We start from the raw sequence: 23,832 nt of genomic DNA on the forward strand, positions 1-23,832 counted from the left end.
CCCGCATGAGCGACTCCCTTGATCTCAGCCTGGATGGCGTAGAACGCCGGTCATTGGCTGACTTCACCGAACAGGCCTACCTCAACTACTCCATGTACGTGATCATGGACCGTGCGCTGCCGCATATCGGCGACGGCCTGAAGCCGGTACAGCGGCGGATCGTCTACGCCATGAGTGAGCTGGGGCTGGATGCCGACGCCAAGCACAAGAAGTCCGCGCGTACCGTCGGCGACGTGCTCGGCAAATTCCACCCCCACGGCGATTCGGCCTGCTACGAAGCCATGGTGCTGATGGCCCAGCCGTTCAGCTACCGCTATACGCTGGTGGATGGCCAGGGCAACTGGGGGGCGCCGGACGATCCGAAGTCCTTCGCGGCCATGCGTTACACCGAGTCGCGGCTGTCGCGGTATTCCGAAGTGCTGCTCAGCGAGCTGGGCCAGGGCACTGCGGACTGGGTGCCGAACTTCGACGGCACCCTCGACGAACCGGCGGTCTTGCCGGCCCGTTTGCCGAATATCCTGCTCAACGGCACCACCGGTATCGCCGTGGGCATGGCCACCGACGTGCCGCCGCACAACCTGCGGGAAGTCGCCAGCGCCTGCGTGCATCTGCTGGATGATCCGAGTGCCAGCGTCGAGGACCTGTGCAAGTTCATTCCGGGCCCGGATTATCCGACCGAAGCGGAAATCATCACGCCGCAAGCCGACCTGCTGAAAATCTACGAAACCGGGCGTGGCTCGGTGCGCATGCGCGCGGTCTATCGCATCGAAGACGGCGATATCGTCGTGCATGCCCTGCCGCACCAGGTCTCCGGGGCCAAGGTGCTGGAGCAGATCGCCGCGCAGATGCAGGCCAAGAAGCTGCCGATGGTCGCCGACCTGCGCGATGAGTCCGACCACGAGCACCCGTGTCGGATCGTGATTATCCCGCGCTCCAACCGCATCGACCTCGATGAGCTGATGCAGCATCTGTTCGCTACCACTGACCTGGAGTCCAGCTACCGGGTCAACATCAATATCATCGGCCTCGACGGCAAGCCGCAGTTGAAGAACCTGCGCACCTTGCTGGTGGAGTGGTTGTCGTTCCGTGTCAACACCGTGCGCCGACGCCTGAAGTTCCGCCTGGACAAGGTCGAGAAGCGCCTGCACCTGTTGGACGGCTTGCTGATCGCCTACCTCAATCTGGATGAAGTGATTCATATCATCCGCACCGCGGAACACCCGCGGGCCGAGTTGATCGCGCGTTTCGACCTCAGCGAGATCCAGGCCGACCACATCCTCGATACCCGCCTGCGTCAGTTGGCGCGGCTGGAAGAGATGAAGTTGCGCAACGAGCAGGATGAGCTGCTCAAGGAACAGGCCAAGCTGCAAGCGCTGCTGGCTAGCGAAGCCAAGTTGAAGAAGCTGGTCCGCAACGAACTGCTGGCCGATGCGCAAACCTACGGCGATGACCGTCGCTCGCCGATTGTCGCCCGTAGCGAAGCCAAGGCCCTGTCGGAAAACGAACTGATGCCGACCGAGCCGGTGACGGTCGTTCTGTCGGAAAAAGGTTGGGTTCGCTGTGCAAAAGGCCATGATATTGATGCTACGGGCCTTTCCTACAAGGCCGGTGATGGCTTCAAGACCTCGGCCGCGGGGCGCTCCAACCAGTTCGCGGTGTTTATCGACTCCACCGGGCGCAGCTACTCGGTGGCGGCGCATACCTTGCCTTCGGCCCGTGGCCAGGGCGAGCCGCTGACTGGTCGTTTGACACCACCACCGGGAGCCAGCTTCGAGTGCGTGCTGCTGCCTGAAGACGAGGCCCTGTATGTCATCGCTTCCGACGCCGGGTATGGTTTTGTGGTCAAGGGTGAAGACCTGCAGGCCAAGAACAAGGCGGGCAAGACCCTGCTGAGCCTGCCTAACGGCTCCAAGGTGATGCCGCCCAAGCCGGTGGCCGACCGTGAGCAGAACTGGCTGGCGGCGGTGACCACCGAAGGCCGGTTGCTGATCTTCAAGGTCAGCGACCTGCCGCAACTGGGCAAGGGCAAGGGCAACAAGATCATCGGGATTCCCGGTGAACGCGTGGCCAGCCGCGAGGAATACGTCACTGACCTGGCGGTGATTCCGGACGGCGCGACCCTGGTGTTGCAGGCGGGCAAACGCACCTTGTCGCTCAAGGCCGATGACCTGGAGCACTACAAGGGCGAGCGTGGCCGGCGTGGCAACAAGCTGCCGCGAGGCTTCCAGCGGGTTGATGCCTTGTTGGTAGAAGGTCTCAGTTAAAGCGGTTTAGAGCGTTCGTTCAGCGTATTAGCAGGAAGATCGCTACTGTGGCACTGGAGTCAGGGCGCATATTCACGGATGATATGCGCCTCTTGCGGCACCCGCGTGGCGGCGTGCCCAAACGAATTTTTGGATCAGACTGTGGCAGGGCCTTGTGGCGGCCACCTGGATGGGATGATGACTGTTCTGCGCCTTCCTTTTATCGTGCTGCTGACGGGCCTGCTTGGCTTGGCCGGATGCAGCGTGCACCAGCCGGTTTCCCTGTATCAATTGGACAGCGGCACGCCCGGCCAGCCTCAGCAAAGCGCGGGGATGTCGGTGGTGCTCGGGCCGGTTTCCCTGGCCGATTACCTGCAACGCGAAAGCCTGCTGCAGCGCCAGCCCGATGGCAGCCTGACAGCGGCGACCGACGGTCGCTGGGCCGGCAGCCTGTCGTCCGACATCAATCAGCTGCTGGTCCGCCAGTTGGCCTGGCGTCTGGATAGCCAGCGCGTGGTGCTGGCACCGGCGATTGCCGGGAGCACGCCGGATGTGCAGGTACTGTTGTCGATTACCCGACTGGATTCCGGTGCCCATCAACCAGCGATTCTCGATGCGCAGTGGCGTTTGCTCGACCGCCGTGGGCAGGTGCGCGATAACCGTATCGTCCATCTGGAGCAGCAGCACAGCGGGACGTCGGCGGCACAGGTGCAGGCCCAGGGCGAGCTGTTGCAGCGCCTGGCCGAGCAACTGAGCATGGCACTCAAGCCACTGGCCAATCAGGCGCCGTTGGTGGAAAACCGCAAGGCAGCATCTCCGGCCCCGGCCAAGCAGGCCGAACCCGAGAAGCCGAAGATCCCGATGGCTTCGCCGATTCGTACGGATATGGAAGTGTTTCGCTTCTGAGGCCTGCTTCTGAAGTCAGTGCTCAGTCAACAAAAAGCCCGCATCGAATGCGGGCTTTTTGTTGGGCCAAGGATGGCTGTATGTTCACCTCAAACCATCGTCATGCACGGTCTGCTGGTGTAGGAGCCGGCTTGCTGGCGATGGCGTCCGCTGGAGCGCTACAAGACTCACGGGCCTCATCGCCGGCAAACCGGCTCCCACAGGGTTTGTGGTGTTTGGGCGATCGTCGATCAGCTCTTGGCCCGGGTCTCGTGCATCCGCGCCAGCTGGCGCTCCAGCATCGAGGGATACGGTTCCATCAAGCGCTCCACGCAGCAAGCCCCCTCGGGACTGGCAATCGGGCGGATACGCGCGCGCTGGCGAATCAGCGGGTCATCACTGATGCGTCGTTCCACCAGCAGCAGGTTGCGGCTGTGCTGCGACAATGCCAGGGCGTCCTGGGCGGTTTCCGTCAGCAGCAGGTCGATCTGGCTCAGGCCGAACAACGCGTTGCCCAACGTAAGGCCAAGCTGCAGTTGCAGTGTGATGCCGCTGTCGGCCACCTCGATCTGCAACTGGTGGCCCAACGCCCGGAGCAGTTCGCCACAGCAGATGGCGTTGGTCAGGTAGTCGTCACCGCTGTCTTCGCTATGGAAGAGCATCAGGGTGCTGCCATCGTTCAGGGTGTGCAGCTCGCTCTCATACAGCGAGGCAGCCTGGTCCAGGCAGTCGCGGTAACGGTCCAGCAGTTCTGTCAGGCGCGCGCGTGGCAGGCGCCGCAATTGGTCCTGGGCACCCAACTGCACCGCCAACACCGCGCTGTGCTGTGGCTGTCTCGGTGCTACCGGCTGCGGCTTCACGGCCGCGCCGCTCGCGGTACGCGGGTCTTCCCGCAGGTCGGCGAACGGATCTTCGTCGTCGTCCAGTTCATCTTCCACGTTGCTGACGACATGCCGGGGCGCCGGCTTGGGCAGCGGGGCCGCCGCCGTCTCGTCGAAGCTTGGATCGCGCAGGTTGCGGACCTGGAAGGCGGGTTCGGCCTGTTCTTCCTCGGCGTAGTCGTGTTCGTCGTAATCGATTTCCGGTTCCGGCTCGGGCTCCGGTTTGACCGGGGCAAAGCGCGAATGCAGCTGGCGCGCCAGGTCGCCGATTTCATCCTGGCGCTGGGTCGCCGGGGTGTGTTCGTCCATATCCCGCAACCAGACCCGCAATTGTAGCAGTGGCGTGGAGATATGCCGGCCCAGGCGCAGGCTCAAGGCCAGGGCCAGGGCCAGCAGGATCGCGCTGAGAATGCCCATGCTTTGCAGGCTGATGGTCATCGGCTGCTGGAATTGCGCCATGTCCAGGCTGATGCGCAGATGCCCGGCGGTCACGTCCTGGAAGGTGATCTTGGTCTGGTACAACCCTTCGGCTTCGCCCAGCAGGCCGTTTTTCGGGCGCTGGCCGGCCTCGGCGAGGATGCGGTTGTCGACGCTGTAGATCGCCGCATGGGCCACCAGCGGGTTCTTCGTCAGGTTGTTCAGCAGCACGTTGAGGCTGAGGATGTCGTTGGACACCAGCAGTTCCGTGGCGGAGGTGGCCGTCTGGGTGGTCAGGCTCTGGCCGAGGGCATCGGCCTGCTGGTGCATGGCTTCCTTGAACTGCAATCCCATCACGCAGGCATAGATCACCAGCGCCAGCGCGACGAGGATCACGTTGTGGCTGGCAATGCGCAAGGCGAGCGGTACACGGCGGTGACGCAAGGCCCGGAAGATCAGCAGGAAGAAATTATCGGTTTTGACTGGCGTGGGCCGGTTCACTGAGCGCGGCTCTTTTGTCCGTGAAGTTGACGCGCAGTATAACGAGAGGCCCTAGACCGGCAAAGCGCTGGCTGTGCCCGATGGTCAGTGAAAGTGGGTAGAATGCGTTTTTTTTAACGAGCGGGGGTGCGCTTTGCGCGAAATCGTCCTGATCAGCATCACCGGAGAGGACCGTCCGGGTCTGACCGCGGCCATGACTGGCGTGCTGGCACAAGCTGCGGTGAACATTCTCGATATCCGCCAGGCGGTTATCCATGGCAGCCTGGCGTTCGGCATTCTGGTCGAATTCGCCGACGCCGCGCAGTCTTCGTCGGCCCGCAAGGACATTGAAGCCAGTGCCCCGGGGCAGGCGCAGCAGGTGCGGTTCACCGCGGTTTCCGAGGCTGAACACCGGGACTGGATGGCCAGCGCCACGCACAAGCGTCATGTCGTGACCCTGATGAGCCGTCAGGTAAACGCCGAGCAGTTGCAGCGGGTGACGTCGATCACCGCGCGGCACGGCCTGGAGGTCGAGCGGATCGACCGTCTGTCGGCGCACGCAGCGTCTGACGTGCCGTCGGGCCTGAGCAAGAGCTGCTTCGAACTCTCCATGCGCGGCGAACTGACGGATCCGCAGGCCTTGCGCCGCGAATTCCTCAACGCGGCCCAGGAACTGAATGCCGATATCGCCCTCCAGGAAGACTCGCTGTTCCGGCGTCACCGGCGCCTGGCGGTGTTCGATATGGACTCGACCCTGATCGAGGCCGAAGTGATCGACGAACTGGCCAAGGCGGCAGGCGTCGGCGAGCTGGTCTCGGCCATCACCGAGCGGGCCATGGCTGGCGAACTGGATTTTCGCGCCAGCTTCAAGGAGCGCCTGGCGCTGCTCAAGGGGCTCGATGTCAGTGTGCTGGACGCCATCGGCGCCTCGCTGCGCCTGACCGAAGGGGCCGAGGTGCTGTTCGCCGAGTTGAAGCGCCTGGGCTACAAGACGGCGATCCTCTCGGGCGGTTTCACCTATTTCGCCAGGCAGTTGCAGGCGAAGCTGGGCATCGACTATGTCTTCGCCAACGAACTGGAAGTGGTGGACGGCCGGTGCACGGGGGTGGCTGTCGAGCCGATTGTCGACGCCCAGCGCAAGGCCGATCTGCTGCGTGAGTTGGCCGCGAAGGAAGGCCTGAGCCTGGAGCAGACCATTGCCGTCGGTGATGGCGCGAATGACCTGCCGATGCTGGCGATTGCCGGATTGGGCGTGGCGTTCCGCGCCAAGCCGTTGGTCAGGCACGCGGCCAAACAGGCGATTTCGACCCTGGGGCTGGATGGGGTGCTGTATTTGCTGGGTGTGCAAGATCGGGATGGACAGCGCTGAATTTCGGCGTCTGTCAGATCGCATCGCCGGCAAGCCGGCTCCTACAGGTCTGTGTCTCGTCGCAAAATATCGTACTGCCACAACCCTTGTGGGAGCCGGCTTGCCGGCGATGAGGCCCTTGAGGTTTGCATCGTCTTTCCGGGCGTCATCGCCAGCAAGCCGGCGCCTACAGGATCTTCCACAGCGAGCCGAAATCATCCTCGGCCACGCCCAGGCCGCCGGCACTCGGATCGGTCTTCGGCGTCACCGGCTGTTCGAGCAGCCGGTACTCGAACTGATTGAAACTGCCGGTGCTGGCCAGACGTTTGTTCAGCCCGGCGCGACGCTCCTCGCCGTTGCTGTTGATGACCACCTTGTGTCCTTCCTGGAATGGCAGGCGTGGCGTCAGCAGCGTGGCGGGTATGCCGATGGCGCTGATCTCCGGTAGCAGCAGGGCCCGCAGATACGGACTGTTACCTTCGCCGCCGCGCACCAGTTGCAGGCCACAAGGCTGGGCATGCGGGGCCACCAGTTCGATGCCCATCTGCGTGCCGCCGCTGCGCACCTGGCGTATCCAGCGCACCACGGCGACGCTCCAGCCCTGGCTTGAGGGATCCTGCACGCCGACCATTTCGCCGGCCTGCAATTGCGCGGGCACTTCCCTGGGCCAGGCCAGGCAGTAACCGCCAGGGCTGTGATTGATGATCAGCAGGCCATGGGTCGGGAAGTCTTCGATGCTATTGAGGGCCGCCTGACTGCTGTCGGCGTCACCGGTTTGATACTGGATTTCTTCGTAGGGCAGCAGTGTATCGGCGCCGCCAGAGCGCTGGGCGTCGAAGGCGTGGCTCCAGGCGTCCTTTTCGGCGCTGTTGGACAGCAGCGCGGCGAATTGCGCGGCCCGGCTGGCTGCGGGAATCTTGAGGATATCGCTGAAGGAACGCTGGCCGCTCAGGTAGAAGTGCAGTGCGCTCATGCCGACACACAAGGTCAGGCTGCCCTGTCCCGGCGTGCGCTGGAAGGTCCGTTCGGCGGCCTCGCCCCAGGCACCGCTCAAGTGCTGCAGGACGTCGAGGCTCAGGCCGTTGGGTACCTGCAACCGCGACTGACCGCGCAGCTCAACGGGCAGTTCGAGGTATTCCTTGATGGCCTCGACCAGGGGCAGGGTGTTGATCCCGATCAGGCTCGGCAGCTGTTCGACGGCGAACAAGGTCGTATAGCGTGGCGGGGCGTCACTCCCAGGCGCCACGGCGAACAGGCTGGAAGCTTGCTCGGCGCTTTGCAGCTTGACCTGGGCGCTCCAGGGTTCGAGGACTTCGGCCAGGCGGGCAATGTTGTTCTGGCGCATCTGGTTGCTGCGTGCGCAACCGAGCAGCAGGGCGACAATGTAAGTTTGCTCGACGCTCAGGGGCAGTGGCTGGCTGGCCTGCTCGTCGAACACCGGAATGTTGTGCACCTGATGGGCAAAGGCTACCTGATAGAGCTGGTGCACCTCGAACCAGAGGCTTTCCGGAACCGGGCAATAGAGTTGGCTGGCGCGCACCAGCGGCCCGTTGAGACAGTGCAGCGCGCGCTGGATGGCGGTGGTCAGCAGGGTGCGGTCCTTGCCACCCTTTGAGGCCACGCGCATGGCGATCTGCTTGTAACCGATGGCCAGGTGGTTTTGCAGGGCCTGGCAGAGGTTGGCGACTTTTCTCGGACGTTCGTCGAGGACGATGGACTGGTTGAGAAAGTGCCGTTCCAGGTGCTTGCAGACGTAGTACACCTCGGGGCGCAGCAGTTCCAGCAGTTGCAAGCGGTTTTCACTGGGGGTCAGCAGCAGGTTGAGTTCACCCAGGCCCTGATACAGCAGGCGAGCGGTTTCCCCGAGATTGGCTTTCGGCAGGCCGGCGATCCAGCGCTTGAGGTCGCGCGGTGTCGCATCGCAGAAAGACAAGCTCAACTGCGTAGGCGTCGGTGCGCGCAACAACAGATGGGGACTCGGATTGCTCATGTAGCGGTCCAGCTCCGGCAGCGAAACAACCTGGGCCAACGACAGGCCAGGATGACAAAAACGATGGCGAAATAATGCCATGACTCTAGCAGGGTTGCGGGGCCGCTGCAGCCTTGCCGGTCCAATCCGACGGCGACCCGTTGCCCGCACCCGGCGCCTTGCGGCTCGCGACAGAGCCCGCGAGCCGCAAGGCGCCGAGGTTCATCAAGCCTGGGCCGGAGCACCGAGGCCTTGGCCCATGCGCACGGACGAGCCCGCGACCAGCCCTTCAACCCATTGTACCTGCTGTGGCCCGAACAGCACGATGGCGGTGGAGCCCAGTTTGAAACGCCCCAGTTCCGCGCCCTTTTCCAGATGAATGGGCTGGCGCGCGGCTTCGTCGTAGCGCACGGTTTTCAGTTCGCGCTTGGGCGGGGTGACCAGACCGGCCCAGACCGTTTCGATCGAGGCGACGATCATCGCGCCGACCAGGACCACGGCCATCGGTCCGCGTTCGGTATCGAACAGGCAGACCACCCGCTCGTTGCGGGCGAACAGCTCCGGGACGTTTTCCGCGGTGGTCTGGTTGACCGAGAAGATCCGCCCAGGCACGTAGACCATTTCCCGCAGGGTTCCGGCCAGGGGCATATGGACCCGATGGTAGTCTTTGGGCGACAGGTAGATGGTAGCGAAGTCGCCGCCCATGAACGGTGCGGCGGCGGTCGCATCGCCGCCGAGCAGTTCCAGCACGCTATAGCTGTGGCCCTTGGCCTGGAACACCCGACCGTGTTCGATCGGCCCGAGCTGGCTGACCGCGCCGTCCGCCGGGCAGAGAATCGCCCCCGGGGTTTCATCCAGCGGGCGCGCACCGTCTTTCAAGGCGCGGGTGAAGAAGGCATTGAAGTGCTCGTAGGCGGTCAGGTCCTCGACCAGTGCCTGGGACATGTCCACCTGGTAGCGCTGGGCGAACCAGGCGGTAAAGGCGTTCTTGAACCAGCGCACGCGGCATTCGGCGATGCAGCCGGCCAGGCGCGACAGCAGGTGATGGGGCAGCAGGTACTGGCTGAGGATGAACAAACGCTTTTTCATCAAGGATCCTTGGAAATCTCAAATCTCTACGGGGGTGTCGGGGTGGTTGCCCCATTCGCCCCAGGAGCCGGCATAACCTTTGACGCGCGGGTAACCGAGCGACTTGGCGACCAGATAGGTAAAGCCAGAGCGATGATGGGTCTGGCAGTGGGTGATCACTTCCTTGTCCGGAGTGATGCCCAGTTCGGTGAGGATCTGCGGCATGTCGCGGCGGATGCGCAACTGGCGCTCCTTGTCCATGCCGGCGGTCCATTCGAAGTTCACCGCGCCGGGGATGTGTCCAGCCTTGGCGGCAAGGGCTTTCTCGCCGCTGTATTCCAACGGGCCGCGGGCGTCCCAGATGGCCAGGTCGGCGGCGCCGAGGCGGCTTTGCAGATAGTCGCGGGTCGCGGTGGGCTCGTCGTGCAGGGTCAGGGCCACGGGACCACCGACGGCCGCGGGGGTGTCGCTGTCGACGGGCCGGCCTTCGCCCAGCCAGGCGTGCAGGCCACCATCCAGATAGTGGTAACGCGCGTGGCCGATAACGTCCAGCAACCAGATGAAGCGTCCGGCCCAGCCGCCGCCTTCGTCGTCATAGACCACGTAGACCGCGTCCGGGTTGTGACCAAGTTCGCCGAACAGCGCTTCGAGCAGTTCCTTCGGCGGCAGCAGGCCGGGAGCCGGTGGCTGGCCCAGTTGGGTGCGCTTGGGATCGACGAAACGTGCGCCGGGAATATGCCCACTGGCGTAGCGGGCGCTGCTGGTCAGGTCCACCAGGATCAGTTCGGGTGTATCGAGGCGGGGCAGCAGGTCGCCGGGCTCGATCACCAGCGGCAAGCCAGAGAAGTCAGGCATGTGAGGTCTCCAGGGCGCAAAAAAGGGAGGATTGTAACGCAGCGTCAGGTGCCGCGGTGGGTAAAGGCATGTAATGCCTTCTCGATGCACTGTGCGGTTTTACCGAAGGCCTGCACGGTCATTTCCGAAAAGGGTCCGCCGCCCTGGTCGGCCAGCACCAGCATGACCACTCGGCCATTGTTGCTCAAGGAGCGCAGCAGCAGGTGTTCGCCGGGGAACTGCGCCCGCAGGTTGCCGGGCAGCAGGGCCGAGAACTGGGCGTTGTTGGCCGGGGTCAGGCGGATCTGCGCCGGCTGGCTCAGTAGCCGTTGCAGGATCGGACTCGCGCTGACCTGCAGGACCAGGCCGGCCGACTCCTTCGCCAGCCCGGTGATCTGGTGCACCCGCAAGCTGCTCTGGGTTCGGTCGGCCATCAGGATCATCACCCGGCGCAGGCCGCAGGTGCTCAGGGCATCGCGGGCGACCCCGGTCAGGTGCATGGCGTTGGTGAACCGGCTGGGGGTGGCGAGCAGTTCGGCGCAGTGTTTGCGCCAGAGCGCCAGGGCCTCGGGCGAAGGATCCGCCGCAGGTAGCAGGCCGCTGTGCACACGCCGCATGCTGCCGCGCCAGATCAGGGCCTCGGCCGGGTGCCAGAGGTCCGGCATGCTGTGCTGGTTGGCGCTCTGCGCCGCCTGCTGGTGCAGTTGCTGCTGCAACTCGTCCATGGGTTGTTGCAGGTACAGGCTGGTCAGGTATTGCCAACGCAGGTGGTGCGGACTGTCCCAGGCCTGTTGCGCCGAGAGGGCCAGGCCGTTGGCCAGCAGCACGGTGTTGGAGGGCTGGTTCAGCCAGCGGCGCAGCTCCGGATCGGCGTCGAGCCGCTGTTGCTGGTGCAAGCGGTGCTCGCTGTCACGGGCGATGTGCAGCGCCCTGGCCAGGGTGCGCAATTCGGTTTTCAGCAACTGATAACCCTGGGTGACCCAGTTCGGCAGGCGCCAGATATCAGCGAGTGCCTGGCACAGGTCGAGCAGACGCACGCCGAACAGCTCCTGCTCGACGGCCGCGGCCGACTCATTCTTGTGAATCACCCGCAGCTCCCAGTCTTCGAGCAGGTTCGGGTGTGTCAGCGCCAGCGGCCAGAGCGGCGAGAGAAACAGTAGGCTGCCCCAGTGGATATCCTGCCAGAGGCGCGCCAGGCGCGCGGCGAACAAACCGTTGGCCTGCTGGCTGGCGTGTTGGCTGATCAGCTGGAGCTGGCGCAAGGCGATTGGAATCTCTTCCGGTGCCTTGGCTGGCAGACGTGCGAGCAGTTCCTCGGTGCGTTTCAAACCCAGGCGATTGATCGCCACTTCAAGGTTTTCCGCCGGCTCGGTCATGCTGCCGTGGGTGTGCTGGTTGGCTTCGCAGATCACACTCAGCGCCAGGGCCGGGCTACCCTGCATGAGTTCGGCGATATCGCGCAGTGAGCTGCGGCTGTCGCGGATGGCGCGGCAGACCCGGTCGTGACTGTCCTGGGGGACGGGCAAACGCACGGCTTGCAGCAGCTTGATCCAGCCCTGCAGCGTGTTGGGTTTTTGCGTGGAGACAGTCGTTTCGTTAGCCATATTCGAGCGCGGTCATCATCACTGTTAACAGGCCCGTAGAGGGCTGGGCAGGCGCTGCGCAATCGACCGTGCAAGCTGGCACATGGCCGGTTTTCTGGCTTTTCGCCTGAACTGGCTATAGTCTGGCGCAGTTTTGCCGATAAGTAGAAGAAGAGATTTATTAACTTCCGAATATGACCTTGAACCCGACTCAGTAAGTGCTCTCTACCTATGGCTAAAATTATCGGCATCATTGTCGTATTCGCGAGCGTGCTCGGCGGGTACGTGCTTTCCCACGGTAAGATCGCCGCGCTGATTCAGCCCTTCGAGGTGATGATCATCGGCGGTGCGGCCTTCGGTGCGTTTCTGCAGGCCAACCCGGGCTACATGACGATGCACGTGGTCAAGAAGTCCTTGAGCATGTTCAGTTCGCGGTTTACCCACACCTTTTATCTTGAGGTCCTCGGGCTGATCTACGAGATCCTCAACAAGAGTCGCCGCGAAGGCATGATGGCGATCGAGGGCGATATCGAAGACGCCGCCGCCAGCCCGATCTTCGCCAAGTACCCGGCCGTGCTCAAGGATGAGCGCATGACCGCGTACATCTGCGACTACCTGCGCATCATGTCCTCCGGCAACATGGCGCCCCATGAGCTGGAAGGCTTGTTCGACATGGAGCTGTTCTCCATGAAGGAAGAGCTGGAACATCCGGCCCATGCCGTGACCGGCGTCGCCGACGCCATGCCCGGTTTCGGTATCGTCGCGGCGGTACTGGGGATCGTGGTGACCATGGCCTCCCTCGGTGAGGGCGACCAGAAATCCATCGGCCTGCACGTAGGTGCGGCGTTGGTGGGGACCTTCTTCGGTATTCTCGCTGCCTACGGTTTCTTCGGCCCCTTGGCGACGTCCCTGACCCACGATGCCAAGGAAGAGCTGAACATCTACGAAGCGATCAAGGCTTGCCTGGTGGCCTCGGCTTCCGGCATGCCGCCTTCGCTGGCGGTGGAGTTCGGGCGCAAGGTCCTGTATCCGAAGCACCGTCCCAGCTTCGCCGAGCTGGAACAAGCGGTTCGCGGTCGCTGAGTCATGGAAAACAATCAGCCGATCATAATCAAGCGCGTCAAGCGCTTTGCCGGCGGGCATCACGGCGGCGCCTGGAAAATCGCTTTCGCCGACTTCGCGACGGCGATGATGGCGTTCTTCCTGGTGCTGTGGCTGCTGTCCACCGCGACCCCGGAACAGAAAATCGCCATCGCCGGCTATTTCAAGGACCCGATCGGCTTCTCCGAGAGCGGTACGCCCTACATCATCGACCTGGGCGGTTCGCCGGTGCTGGCGCCGGACAAGACCCTCAATCCGGAAGTCAAATCCGAGCCACAGCCGGACAAGGTCAAGATCGACAGCGATCAGGTCGAGAGCATGGCCGAGCAGGTGGAGAAAGAGCGCCTGGAATTGCTGATGCAGGAGCTGCATAAAAAGGTCGACGAGAGCCCGGAACTGCAGAAGTTCAAGGACCAGATCAAGTTCGAGATCACCCCCGATGGCCTGCGCATCCAGATCATGGACGCGGAAAACCGGCCGATGTTCGACTCCGGCAGCGCGCGTCTGAAGCCTTATTTCGAAGACATCCTGCTGGCCATGGCCGACACCATCAAGGCGGTGCCGAACAAGATCAGCATCAGCGGTCACACCGATGCCAAGCAGTACGCCGGCACCGGCGGCTTCAGCAACTGGGAGTTGTCGGCCAATCGCGCCAACGCGGCCCGGCGTGCGCTGGTGGCCGGCAGTTATCCGGACACGCAAGTGGCGCGGGTGGTGGGTTACGCCTCCTCGTCGCTGTTCGACAAGGCCGACCCGTTCAATCCGGTCAACCGGCGCATCGATATCGTGGTGTTGACCAAGAAGGCACAGAAGGCCATTGAAGGCGAGCAGGGCGAGGATGGGGCCAAGCCGGCACCGACCGAAGGGCAAGGTGCTCCGGGCGAGGTGCCGAAGGACCCGAACGCGCTGCCGGCCGACAAGCAGCCGCTGCCGGCCCATGAGCTGCGGCAACGCCTGAACATCTTCGAGGATGGGGTGCTGAAGATGGACGAACCGGGCAAGCCCAAGACCGGTTCATAGTAGGAGCGAGCTTGCTCGCGATGGTAGTCCAGGCACTGCGGGGTATCAGGTTTCCCGCGTTATCGTTGGCGTCCATCGCGAGCAAGCTCGCTCCTACAATCAGCCAGCCTCAGTAGCTGTCTTGCGGCAGGCTGGCGATGATCGAACGGTAGCTGTTCATCCGCTGCTGCTGCACGCGGCCGTCTTCCAGGGCCTTGAGCAGGGCGCAGCCGGGCTCGCGGTCATGCTTGCAATCGCGGAAGCGGCAGGTGCCGATCAGATCGTTGAACTCGATAAAGCCAGCTTCGACATCGGCACGGCTGACATGGCCCAGGCCGAACTCGCGAATCCCCGGGGAGTCGATCAGTTCACCGCCGCCGGGGAAGTGGAACAGCCGCGCGGTGGTGGTGGTGTGGGTGCCCTGGCCGGACAGTTCGGAGAGCGGGCCGACACGGGTGTCCACCTCGGGCAGCAAGCTGTTGACCAACGAGGACTTGCCGACCCCGGATTGGCCGACGAACACGCTGATGTGCCCGTCCAGCTGCTGCTGCAACTGTTCCATGCCGTTGCCGTGATGGGCCGACACTTCCAGCAGCGGATAGCCCAACTGCCGGTAGACCGCCAGCAGTGCATTCAGCGCCGGGGCGTTCTGCTCATCGATCAGGTCGAACTTGTTCAGCAGCAGCAACGGGCGGATGCCGGCGTGTTCGGCGGCTACCAGGTAGCGGTCGATCAGGTTGGCATGGGGTTCGGGCAGCGGGGCGAAGACGATCACGATCATGTCGACGTTGGCGGCCACCGGTTTGAGCTGGCCGCGGCTGTCCGGGCGCTTCAGTTCGGTGGTGCGTGGCAGTTGCGCGACGATCACCCCGATGCCCTGGTTGCCGGCACGCCAGACCACCTGGTCACCGGTCACCAGCGCTGGCAGGTTAGCCCGCAGGTGGCAGCGGAATACCTGACCCTTGAGCTCACCCTCTAGCGCCTCGACTTCGACCTGCACGCCGAAGTGCGCGATCACCAGACCCGTCTGTTCGGCCCCCAGGTCGCCGCCTTCCAGCGCTTCCACGGCTTGGGACTCGCGTTTGGCGGCGCGCGCGGCGCGTTCGCCCTGGATCTTTTCGATGCGCCAGTTCTGGCGGCGGTTGAGCTGGCGTTTGGCCATGGGTGTTCCGTGTCGTTGAATCGGCGGGGAGGGTCAAGCGGTCGCGAGTTTAGCACGCCCGGCAAGCGCGGCCTGCGCTAAACTGTGCGGCTACGCCGAGGAGCCAACTCATGCAAAACCCGCAGAACCTGATCTGGATCGACCTGGAGATGACCGGCCTGAGCCCGGACACCGACGTTATTATCGAAATGGCGACTATAGTCACCGACAGCAACCTCAACACCCTGGCCGAAGGGCCGGTGATCGCGATCCATCACAGCGATGAAATCCTGGCCGGCATGGACGAGTGGAACACCCGTCAGCATGGCGGTTCGGGGCTGACCCAGCGCGTGCGCGACAGCCGCATCGACATGGCCGAGGCCGAGGCGCAGACCATCGCCTTCCTGGAACAGTGGGTGCCCAAGGGCAAGTCGCCAATCTGTGGCAACAGCATCTGTCAGGATCGGCGTTTTCTCGCCCGCCACATGAAGGCCCTGGAAAACTATTTCCACTACCGCAACCTGGACGTGTCGACCTTGAAAGAGTTGGCCGCACGCTGGGCGCCGGAAGTGCGCGACAGCTTCCAGAAGGGCAGCACGCACCTGGCGCTGGATGATATTCGCGAGTCGATTGCCGAGTTGCAGCACTACCGCAAGCACTTCATCAAGTTCTGATCGCTTGGTGGGCGTTGTTGTCTGTGGGCGCGGAGCTTGCCCGCGAAGCCTTGTAGCGGCCCCACTGGCCCCTTCGCGGGCAAGCTCCGCTCCCACAATGGCGGGCGTCCAGGCTTGATCGGCTAATATTGGAAAGGGTAGGTGCGCTCTTTTGGTGCGCGGCGCAAGCCAGTAGACTGCGCGCCTCCTCCTACCCGGATCGCCATCATGTTGCTGATGCTCTACCTCGTCGCCATTACCGCTGAAGCCATGACCGGTGCCCTCTCGGCGGGACGGCGTGGCATGGACTGGTTCGGCGTGGTGCTGATCGCCTGCGTTACCGCCCTCGGCGGCGGTTCAGTGCGTGACGTTCTGCTGGGGCATTACCCGCTGACCTGGGTCAAGCATCCGGAATACCTGGTGCTGACCTCGGTCGCGGCGTTGGTGACGATATTCATCGCGCCGTTGATGCGCCACTTGCGCTCGCTGTTCCTGGTGCTCGATGCCGTGGGCCTGGTGGCCTTTACCCTGATCGGCTGCATGACCGCCCTGGAAATGGGCCAGGGCCTGATGGTGGCTTCGGTCAGCGGGGTCATCACCGGGGTGTTTGGCGGGGTGTTGCGCGATATTTTCTGCAACGACATTCCGCTGGTGTTCCGTCGTGAACTCTATGCCAGCGTCTCCTTCGCGGCCGCCTGGTGTTTTCTCGGGTGCACCTATTGGCAGTTGCCCCATGAACAGGCGATTTTGATCACGCTGTTCGGTGGCTTTCTGCTGCGCCTGCTGGCGATTCGTTTTCACTGGGAAATGCCGAAGTTCGTTTATAACGACGAAGCCTGATGGGCGTATATATCTATTGTTTGAACCCTCATTGTCGATCTGTCCGGGTAGGATCTGATCGATAAATTCCGTTTTTCTTTTGAAAAGGACTGCGAGTAGCCTTGTGACTCATAAGGAGTAATAAGGATATTACGATGTCTGAGTCTTTTTTTCCGATAACTTCCCTTGGTGCGTTGCCCAACAGGACAGGGTTGTTATATGAATGAGTTATTGTTCGATTATGCTGCGCATCGATATGAGGTGTCGGGTGATGCGTTAAGTCAGGACGCTCTGGCCTACCTTGAGGAAATTCAACGTGTTCTGCAGAAGTATGAAGTCTCTTTCCCGGGTCTCTATCTGGATGGTAAGGAGATACGTGCTGCACAAGGTGGAAACATTTATACGCTGGGGACCGTATACACGCAGGGCACGAATGCGCAGCGCATTATTTATCCCTGCTTTCGAGATGAGTTCGTATTTGATTTCGCTCGGGAAATACCGTCCTTCTCCTTGTGGAAGGGCATGGATGCGGAGCGGGTAGAGTCCTATACAAAACTCAAGTCATATTTTATCAAGGACGCTGGGGCTGAGGCGCATCGGATAAGTTTCGCGCTGACCCAGGATTTTGTTGCCCTGTGCAAGTTGGATGACGATAATTTCAGGGCAAAAAGAGTCGAACTGGATTTTTTAAAAGGGCTACTTTCTCTTTATCAGGTGGGCCTCGCACAGGCGAGGATAAGAGCTTTTCATGGGGTAAGCCTGGCGAGTCTTGTCGAGTCGGGCACAACACGTCGTCGCAAGCGCGCCGTTGAACATGTATTGAATCTACTCGTGGGTGACGATGTCGCCGATGTCCGGCTTTACCGAGTGATTGCGGCGCAAAGTCCCGCGTCTATTGCCAGTATGCATTTGATCTACAAGTACAACATAGAATGGAAAGGGCGTATCAATACAAGAGAGGATTTTTCCAGTTTCCTGTTATCCACCAATCTCTGGTTGATGCCGCCCGCTCTGTTTGCGGGGCTCCCCTATCTGAACGAATTGAGAACGCAGAGCGTGCCACACATCCTGGGTTCTCTACCTCCCGTGGGCTCCGCTGAATGGAACGGGATGCTTGTCAGCCTGCATGGAGAGTTTGAGCTGTTCAGGCGTCGAGAGCTGGGCAGTCTACTTAGGCCTGGGGGGCGCCATTATCTTGAACTGGGAGCGGATTATTCAATCAGCAATAATGAGCTGGTCGTAAAATATTCTGCGCCGGCGGCGGAAGGTGTTTCTTTTGATGGGATTGTCAATGTTGTAGGGCATGGTCGGGATATTGAAAAACGTGTGTTCGGACATCCGGAAAAGGTAGCGGAATGGTTGTATAGCAATATACTCAATACCTACACCGCGTCTGGATTCAAGAAATTAAGGGTTGTCAATTTTCAATCCTGTCATGTTTCTCATGTGGCGGCTTCAAATATTACCTGTCTGCTTTTGGAGAGGGCCTTGGTACAGGCTCATCTTGACAAGAGTCAAATTCCCAATGTGCTGGTTGTATCCAGTCCCAGAGCGCCTCTTGTACTGACGTCGGATTGGGTGCTGGGTCCGTTGTCGAGCAAATGGCAAGATCATCATCTTGTTTTGCCCGGTCTTGTTCTCAAGGCCTTCAGGTACCTTATCGACGCCTCCCTGAGCCCACTGCGTCCGCGCAGGCCTGAGGACCCTCCGAATACCTGGAATATTCAGGTGGCGATCAGAGAAAATTTCGAGTGGTCCGACGGACCAGCAGACTTGAATAATCTTTCCTTTGTCGACTACTTAAAGCGCACGCATGTTTTAGAGGTCGGCAAACTGTCGGCGAATGAGCGCCATGTTTCGCACATGGATGAAATGGCGTTCGATGCTATCCGGAGGCCTGCACAAGCGGCGGCCAATCTCCGCAAAAGTGCCTTGGACGGGCTGGATCGATTGATCAATGATAAATTTTCCGACTCGGCTGAAACGGTCAGGGAAATGCTGGCGATTGCCTCCATAGAGGGCGGGGGAGGCGGTGGGTTATTGCCGATCGGCGAAGTTGAAACAATGAGGAAGGTGGTGGATTTTCTGCTGAGGTTGAAGGCGGCCACCGATCGAGGTGACTCAGTAGAGGGGCTGCTTGCTTATACCGGGACAAAAGTAAAATTCCTGATTGATCCTTATGATCCCCATGGGGCGCAAAGGATAAGAGCTATCTCCAATGCTATTTTAAAGTTCTGTGGCTCTACGGTGCCCAGCAGTGAAAGTAACTATAAAAGCGCCTATGAAAAATTCTTTCTGCTCAGTAAGCAGGAATATTGGGAGATGACCGGCATCAATATCGATTCTGCCACGCGTGAATTTTTCAAAAATATACCCTATGGCGAGTTCCCTCCGAGCTTGTTTCGGGAGTTTCAAACAGCAACCCCCAAAGTGGGCACCCTGATTGTAGACAATGCCATTCAGCGCAGCCTCCTGGGCAGTGAACAGCTCGGCGTATCAACGCGAGAGCTGCGGGGGTTGCTGGAGATTGGCGATGAAACAAAGATTCTTCCAGCCCTGGAGCAGTTGGAAAACCAACTGAACAGCAAGAAGGCGCTGCTCAAGGACTCGGCATCCCTGAAAGGTCTGCAAGACACCCAGGAACAGCTCGACCTGGCCAGGAACCGCCTCAAGAAACAGCAACTTTCTGCCCGGGTGCTGAAGACCAGCGCCCGTGTGGCCACCGGCACCAGTCGCTTGCTGGGCGCTTTCGGGGTCTTTGCCGATTTTCGAACCCAGCCCTTCCACCTGGATTTTTCGTCGGCCCGATCGGGCGTCTTTAGCGTCAGCGACTCGTTGGCGGTGGTCAAGGGGGTGTTCGATTTCACCACCGACGTTGGCCCCGCGGTTGCCTTGCGCCTGGCCTCCAGCGCTTCCCGAGCCCTCTGGCAGCCCCGGCTGGACCAGCTGTTCTTCAAGCTGAACAAGGTGCTGCTGCCCCTGGATGTGCTGTTCACCGCCGTCAGTCTCTATCGCAATATCGAAGGCGTCCAGTTGGCCAAGACCGCCGAGGAACAAGCGCTCTACATCACCATGACGGTGATCGACGGGGTGGCCTTCGGCGTCAACCTGGCAGCCTTTATCCTGATCGGCGTGCCGGGGGTAAATGTCGTGCTGATCCTGGTCGGTGCGGCCTTGACCGTCGTCAATATCATCCTGAATGCGATCGTCAGTCTCTCGCAACTGGATAACTACCGCTGGAATGAAAAGGTCAGCCTGTTCTTTCGCAATATGTTTGGTTCTTCGGCGCTGGAAGGGATCTTGACCCAGCAGCAGATGCGCCAGGTGGCGGACCAACTGTTCGACGGCCGCCAGGACCCGGGGACGGGGATTGTCACCGCTGGTTTACATGAGGATGGCATTGATCTGTTCCTGACACCGATGATCAACGATGCGGACGATGACGATCAGACCAACCCGCTCAAGGACATCGGCTCGGTCAGCCAGGAGGCGAGCCTTCGGCAGGAGCCCAGGGGTTATACGTTATCGCCTTTGGGGCTGGCTCCGAATGACTTGAGATCCTGGCCGGATGGCAAGGGCCAAGGGAAACACGCCCAGGTCTGCAAGGGCTGGTACCTGCGTCGTCGGGAGGCCCGCCGGGGACGCGAGCGAAAGCTGATGGTGACGATGCCTTCGACGCCGAACAAACGCTTGGAAGTACTGGATTTTGGCCCGATCCCGACGGTTCTGTTATTCGGTGCCACCCCGCATCTGCTCTTGAACGTCAATCCTTTTGGCTGGGCGGCCGGTGAGTCCCCGCAGGAGCAGGCCCTCAACAAGTACCAGGTCAGATTGCACCCCGAAACCAGCTACACCTTGCAGTTCAAGACCAGCTTGATGGCGTCAAAGGACCTTGACTCGAACTTTGGCAGTCGTACCGAGTTGCTTGTCCCGCAAGGGCCGTTCCAGACGCTGCCTCGGGTCAGCCTGGATCTATCCGGCCAGGAAGATGCTCGCGAGACGATTGCCGAGCTGGACTTGTCGCTGTCCTCCCTGGAAGTGACCAAGTTCAAGGGTAAAAGCACTTTCAAGCTCGAACTGGTGACGTCCGAAGGCCAAGCCTGCGCGCTGGAACAAGTGGTTCGAACCGTTCAACTGCCCGCCTATATCCGCTTCAAGAGCGGAGAAACGCACCCCGTGATGGCGGTGGTCGGGGAGGCCTCACGCATTACCTTGAGAAACTCGACAGGACGCTCCCTGCTGCTGCTGAGACGGGAAACGAGAAGTTGCGAGGTCGACATTCAGGCGGCGGTCAGCGGTTTTGCGGTCTCCATCTAGAGCTCAGGCGTTGGGCGCGGGCTCGCGTGGTACATAGAGCTGAAACACTTTAAGGGAATATAAGTGATGAGTAAGAAAAAAGTAGTAAAAATCACCGGTCACGGTGTGGCGAAGGACGCCAGGCTGGAGAGGGTCGAGCTGATGCTGACGGATACCTCACTTAAATACCATGATATCACCACCTGGCTGGATTCCCGAGTATCCCCGGTGAGCAAGCAGTCGTTTAAAATTGAGGACCGTGAGCAGTCCAAGCTGCAAGTATCTTTGGAGGGTAATTATTTCGTCAGCGAGGAAAAAGGCGGCGAGTTGGTGTTGAGAAAAAATATAGAAAATAATTTAAGACTGGTCCTGCAGAACCAGACCATTACCTTGAATCCCGATCTTTACTATGGGGAGCGCTTATATAATGTTTTGGAGATGGACCTGCCCGAGCTGCGGGTGCCAGGAAATAATCAAACGGTTTTCCTGGGCAGCGCGGCCAGTCGATCTTATGACTCGACAGCGCTCGTTTTCAATCCACAGCGGGAAGCGGATCTCGACCGCTATCTTCACGACGGTATCGTTAATTATGAAATTAAAATGACTCGCTATGACGGGCAGGCGACGCAGCCAACCGTCGGCTATCTGAGTTTTGATGAAATAAAGAAGAAGAAATCAAGAGGTTTTGTTCTGCTTCCGCGGGTAACGACGTCGGCCTTCAATTTGAGCTCCATCCAGTTTTCTTATCATATTACGCGCAGTGGGGGCCGTCGCATAGAGTTGCTCGAGGATGCTCAAAAAGACTTCTTGCAAGTCAAGGTCATGGCCTCGAGTCATCAGCTCATCGATATGAAGGCCATTAATAAGTCCCATACGTTGGGTTCTCTGTACCTGAAGTTTCCATTGGATGGCAAGGACCTGTTCAACTATTTGAATGTCACCTTTCCAAGGTTCAGGGTATTTTATGACTCTGCCACTGAGGTGACCTATAACAGTCGTCATCGACTGGATCTTTCGAGTGCGGTTAAAAAAAACGGGGCTGAGCTGCTGATCGATATGATGTCGTTGCGTTCGGTCGTCTATCTGGATAAAAGGTCCTTTTTACGGGTGAAAGGCCTGACCTACCTGGAGACGCCACCCTCGACGGAGACCGCCAGCTTTTTCTATGAAGTATTCGATGCCGACTACCAACCGCTGGGCGAGGGAAAATATATCGGTCGTTGCCACTTCCGGAAGGTCAACGAGGATGCCGCCGCGGCGCGATTATTGAACCTGGATGCTCAAGGGCAAACCTACTTCGTTGAAATGGACATTAAGGATTCATTAAAAGAGAACGACTCGGCTTGCTACTATCGAATGGATCTGTCGTCGTTATTTTCTTCGGCGGCCCTCCAGCAGATGTCTCTTTCGGAGGTGGATTTTTATTATGACCGAACGTTGACGTTTGCCGCGATTGAAAAGGACCTGGAGGTCCCCTACGAGGGATTGGATATAGCACCCACAATCGCGGACTCAAAGTTGCAGGATTTCCTTGAAGAGCATGTCCTGGCCTATACCAGCATCCCCTTTTCTTTTGAAAGAATGGCAGAAAATGTCTCCATGACCGGGGGCTTTCCGAAGGAGGTCACTCAGTCTGTTTCCATTCATGGGTATTCTAAAGTTGGGAGAAAAATATTCAGCACGAAATGGCGGGAGAAATCAGCGATAGAAGCGCAGCCGGCCTGGTGGCGCGGCGTCGATATACTGGTGCTTTGTATCTGGATGAAGAAAGACGCGCTTTCAGCAACACCGTCGCCTTACACCTACCGGGCAGAGCGGGAGTTTGACGGAGGTGCATACGATGCCGCTTATTTCCTGACGATTGAAGGCAAGTTCAATCCTTATACCTACATCCCTTGCCTGACAGGCACTCATCACTATGAGTTGGACCCAGGTTTTTCCAATACGCTGTATGTCGGGCAGGGGCGCAGTAAAATTCAAGGGCGTGGTTCGCCCAACACGCTGTACCTGCTGTGGAATTCACACACCACCTTTGATTTCGCCGCCGAGGAGGACTATCGCAAGGGGATGGCGCCTTCTCGGCTGAAACTGCTTGGGGTCGACCTGGAAAACATCAGGATAAAGGTGCCTGGGTCGGAGCACGAGCTTTGGGGCAGTATCGTTCTGGAATGGGCGCTTCTGCTCGATCCGAAGAAAGAGCTGGCGACGACTCAAGACTCAGCTGTCCTGGCGTTACTCGAGGGGAGCCAGGCGGCTATCAAAGAGGGCTCGCTGACGCTGGTCAACTTTTTGAAAGAGCCTTTCGCTGAGTTCCTGGAAATCGAGATAAGAGGCCGCCTCTATACATTGGAGGTGTCGCCGAATGACGGAAAAATCTATTGGCGGCGGCAAGTCGATTTAAGTCGTGAGACGCTCGGAGAAAAAACCGTCCTGCATCGATGGGCGGACAAAAACGTGTATGTCCTGCGCAACAGCATACTGGGCAAACCCAACACAGCGCTTTATCCCAGCGCTGATGGCCAGGATATTCTGATTGCCCGTGGAGAGGTGGCTTATCTGCATGGCGGTAAAAATGAAACCCAGCTTGTCGGAAATCTCCCGGAGAATTTTTTCTATCTCAACCAGGGCGGCACTGACAATGTGATTGCCAACGGCTATAGCAATACGATTGAAATTTCCAGCGCGCTGGGCGGCACTAAAGTTCTTTTTCTATCGACCAGGAAAAATGCAGTTAATGTCATAACGGCCCCCAGCGTCAGTTTCACAAGCGCACAGATAAAGGACGATGACCTGTTCTTGTTCCAGGAAACCGAAGCGCACCTGCTGACACTCTGTTTAAAAGGGCTTGTGGCGTGGCGCAAGTCCGGGCAAAACAGGGTCAGCCTGAGGCTTGCGGAAGGCACGTTCAGCGCCGACCAGTTAATTGAGTTCCTGAAGTTGGCGCAACGGCGCGATCGAGAAGAAGTTTATAAATATCAATCTGTCCTTGCCGAACCCGCGCTTCAGCAAGGGTTTACCCAATTGGCCGATACCGTCGTCCAGAAGGCAGGTTCACACGCTTACCTGAAAGATCAAATCCAGCAGTATGACGTGGTCGAAAAGGAATAAGGGAGGG

The 23,832-nt window shown here is 60.0% G+C and carries 15 protein-coding genes; 9 read left to right on the forward strand and 6 right to left on the reverse strand.

What is annotated here, in order from left to right:
- The first annotated feature begins 5 nt into the window (after window positions 1–5).
- Together parC and AC07VG_RS14345 are read left to right on the forward strand one after the other, a co-directional pair.
- Complete coding sequence (gene parC / locus AC07VG_RS14340) at window positions 6–2,264, forward strand: DNA topoisomerase IV subunit A (RefSeq protein WP_495021384.1); 2,259 nt, start codon at window positions 6–8, stop codon at window positions 2,262–2,264.
- A gap of 177 nt (window positions 2,265–2,441) precedes the next feature.
- On the forward strand, window positions 2,442–3,149 hold the full coding sequence (locus AC07VG_RS14345) for a PqiC family protein (RefSeq protein ID WP_495001275.1): 708 nt from the start codon (window positions 2,442–2,444) through the stop codon (window positions 3,147–3,149).
- Between the two features lie 230 nt (window positions 3,150–3,379).
- Here AC07VG_RS14345 and AC07VG_RS14350 read toward each other — a convergent pair whose 3' ends face one another.
- Entirely contained in the window at window positions 3,380–4,927 is a 1,548-nt protein-coding gene (locus AC07VG_RS14350; RefSeq protein ID WP_495021385.1) for an AhpA/YtjB family protein, read from the reverse strand.
- A gap of 133 nt (window positions 4,928–5,060) precedes the next feature.
- Between AC07VG_RS14350 and serB the strand changes: the two genes are divergently transcribed.
- Window positions 5,061–6,275, forward strand: a complete 1,215-nt coding sequence (serB, locus tag AC07VG_RS14355; protein WP_495001277.1) for a phosphoserine phosphatase SerB — start codon at window positions 5,061–5,063, stop codon at window positions 6,273–6,275.
- Window positions 6,276–6,441: 166 nt separating this feature from the next.
- Here serB and AC07VG_RS14360 read toward each other — a convergent pair whose 3' ends face one another.
- The 4 genes from AC07VG_RS14360 to AC07VG_RS14375 form a co-directional block, all read right to left on the reverse strand.
- Window positions 6,442–8,244 (reverse strand): cyclic-di-GMP receptor FimW-related protein, encoded by a 1,803-nt coding sequence (locus AC07VG_RS14360; protein WP_495021386.1) that lies wholly within the window; start codon window positions 8,242–8,244, stop codon window positions 6,442–6,444.
- Window positions 8,245–8,448: 204 nt separating this feature from the next.
- Window positions 8,449–9,312 (reverse strand): archaetidylserine decarboxylase, encoded by an 864-nt coding sequence (asd, locus tag AC07VG_RS14365; protein ID WP_495001279.1) that lies wholly within the window; start codon window positions 9,310–9,312, stop codon window positions 8,449–8,451.
- A gap of 18 nt (window positions 9,313–9,330) precedes the next feature.
- Window positions 9,331–10,146 (reverse strand): rhodanese-like domain-containing protein, encoded by an 816-nt coding sequence (locus AC07VG_RS14370; protein WP_495021387.1) that lies wholly within the window; start codon window positions 10,144–10,146, stop codon window positions 9,331–9,333.
- Window positions 10,147–10,190: 44 nt separating this feature from the next.
- Window positions 10,191–11,729 (reverse strand): HDOD domain-containing protein, encoded by a 1,539-nt coding sequence (locus AC07VG_RS14375; protein ID WP_495001281.1) that lies wholly within the window; start codon window positions 11,727–11,729, stop codon window positions 10,191–10,193.
- Window positions 11,730–11,939: 210 nt separating this feature from the next.
- Here AC07VG_RS14375 and motA point away from each other — a divergent pair, with 210 nt between their 5' ends.
- A complete protein-coding gene (gene motA, locus AC07VG_RS14380) occupies window positions 11,940–12,791 on the forward strand; it encodes a flagellar motor stator protein MotA (RefSeq protein WP_495001282.1) in 852 nt (283 codons plus the stop codon).
- Between the two features lie 3 nt (window positions 12,792–12,794).
- Complete coding sequence (gene motB / locus AC07VG_RS14385) at window positions 12,795–13,829, forward strand: flagellar motor protein MotB (RefSeq protein ID WP_495001283.1); 1,035 nt, start codon at window positions 12,795–12,797, stop codon at window positions 13,827–13,829.
- A 109-nt stretch (window positions 13,830–13,938) separates the two neighbouring features.
- On the opposite strand, the gene rsgA is transcribed toward motB, so the two are convergent.
- On the reverse strand, window positions 13,939–14,970 hold the full coding sequence (gene rsgA, locus AC07VG_RS14390; protein WP_495001284.1) for a small ribosomal subunit biogenesis GTPase RsgA: 1,032 nt from the start codon (window positions 14,968–14,970) through the stop codon (window positions 13,939–13,941).
- A 110-nt stretch (window positions 14,971–15,080) separates the two neighbouring features.
- Here rsgA and orn point away from each other — a divergent pair, with 110 nt between their 5' ends.
- From orn to AC07VG_RS14410, 4 genes are all read left to right on the forward strand, one after another.
- Window positions 15,081–15,623, forward strand: coding sequence for an oligoribonuclease (gene orn / locus AC07VG_RS14395; RefSeq protein WP_177090531.1), 543 nt, complete (start codon window positions 15,081–15,083; stop codon window positions 15,621–15,623).
- Window positions 15,624–15,827: 204 nt separating this feature from the next.
- Window positions 15,828–16,442, forward strand: coding sequence for a trimeric intracellular cation channel family protein (locus AC07VG_RS14400; protein ID WP_495001436.1), 615 nt, complete (start codon window positions 15,828–15,830; stop codon window positions 16,440–16,442).
- Between the two features lie 198 nt (window positions 16,443–16,640).
- Window positions 16,641–20,738: a hypothetical protein gene (locus AC07VG_RS14405; protein WP_495021388.1), complete on the forward strand. Its 4,098-nt coding sequence runs from the start codon at window positions 16,641–16,643 to the stop codon at window positions 20,736–20,738.
- Window positions 20,739–20,804: 66 nt separating this feature from the next.
- Window positions 20,805–23,825, forward strand: a complete 3,021-nt coding sequence (locus AC07VG_RS14410) for a hypothetical protein (protein WP_495021389.1) — start codon at window positions 20,805–20,807, stop codon at window positions 23,823–23,825.
- Window positions 23,826–23,832: the final 7 nt, after the last annotated feature.

It is taken from the genome of Pseudomonas sp. GW821-FHT03C07, assembly GCF_059420925.1.

Coding starts and splice junctions, on each gene's coding strand:
- parC (WP_495021384.1), top strand. CDS start 6: ATGAGCGACTCCCTTGATCTCAGCCTGGATGGCGTAGAACGCCGGTCA.
- AC07VG_RS14345 (WP_495001275.1), top strand. CDS start 2,442: ATGACTGTTCTGCGCCTTCCTTTTATCGTGCTGCTGACGGGCCTGCTT.
- AC07VG_RS14360 (WP_495021386.1), bottom strand. CDS start 8,244: ATGAGCAATCCGAGTCCCCATCTGTTGTTGCGCGCACCGACGCCTACG.
- asd (WP_495001279.1), bottom strand. CDS start 9,312: ATGAAAAAGCGTTTGTTCATCCTCAGCCAGTACCTGCTGCCCCATCAC.
- AC07VG_RS14370 (WP_495021387.1), bottom strand. CDS start 10,146: ATGCCTGACTTCTCTGGCTTGCCGCTGGTGATCGAGCCCGGCGACCTG.
- AC07VG_RS14375 (WP_495001281.1), bottom strand. CDS start 11,729: ATGGCTAACGAAACGACTGTCTCCACGCAAAAACCCAACACGCTGCAG.
- motA (WP_495001282.1), top strand. CDS start 11,940: ATGGCTAAAATTATCGGCATCATTGTCGTATTCGCGAGCGTGCTCGGC.
- motB (WP_495001283.1), top strand. CDS start 12,795: ATGGAAAACAATCAGCCGATCATAATCAAGCGCGTCAAGCGCTTTGCC.
- rsgA (WP_495001284.1), bottom strand. CDS start 14,970: ATGGCCAAACGCCAGCTCAACCGCCGCCAGAACTGGCGCATCGAAAAG.
- orn (WP_177090531.1), top strand. CDS start 15,081: ATGCAAAACCCGCAGAACCTGATCTGGATCGACCTGGAGATGACCGGC.
- AC07VG_RS14405 (WP_495021388.1), top strand. CDS start 16,641: ATGAATGAGTTATTGTTCGATTATGCTGCGCATCGATATGAGGTGTCG.
- AC07VG_RS14410 (WP_495021389.1), top strand. CDS start 20,805: ATGAGTAAGAAAAAAGTAGTAAAAATCACCGGTCACGGTGTGGCGAAG.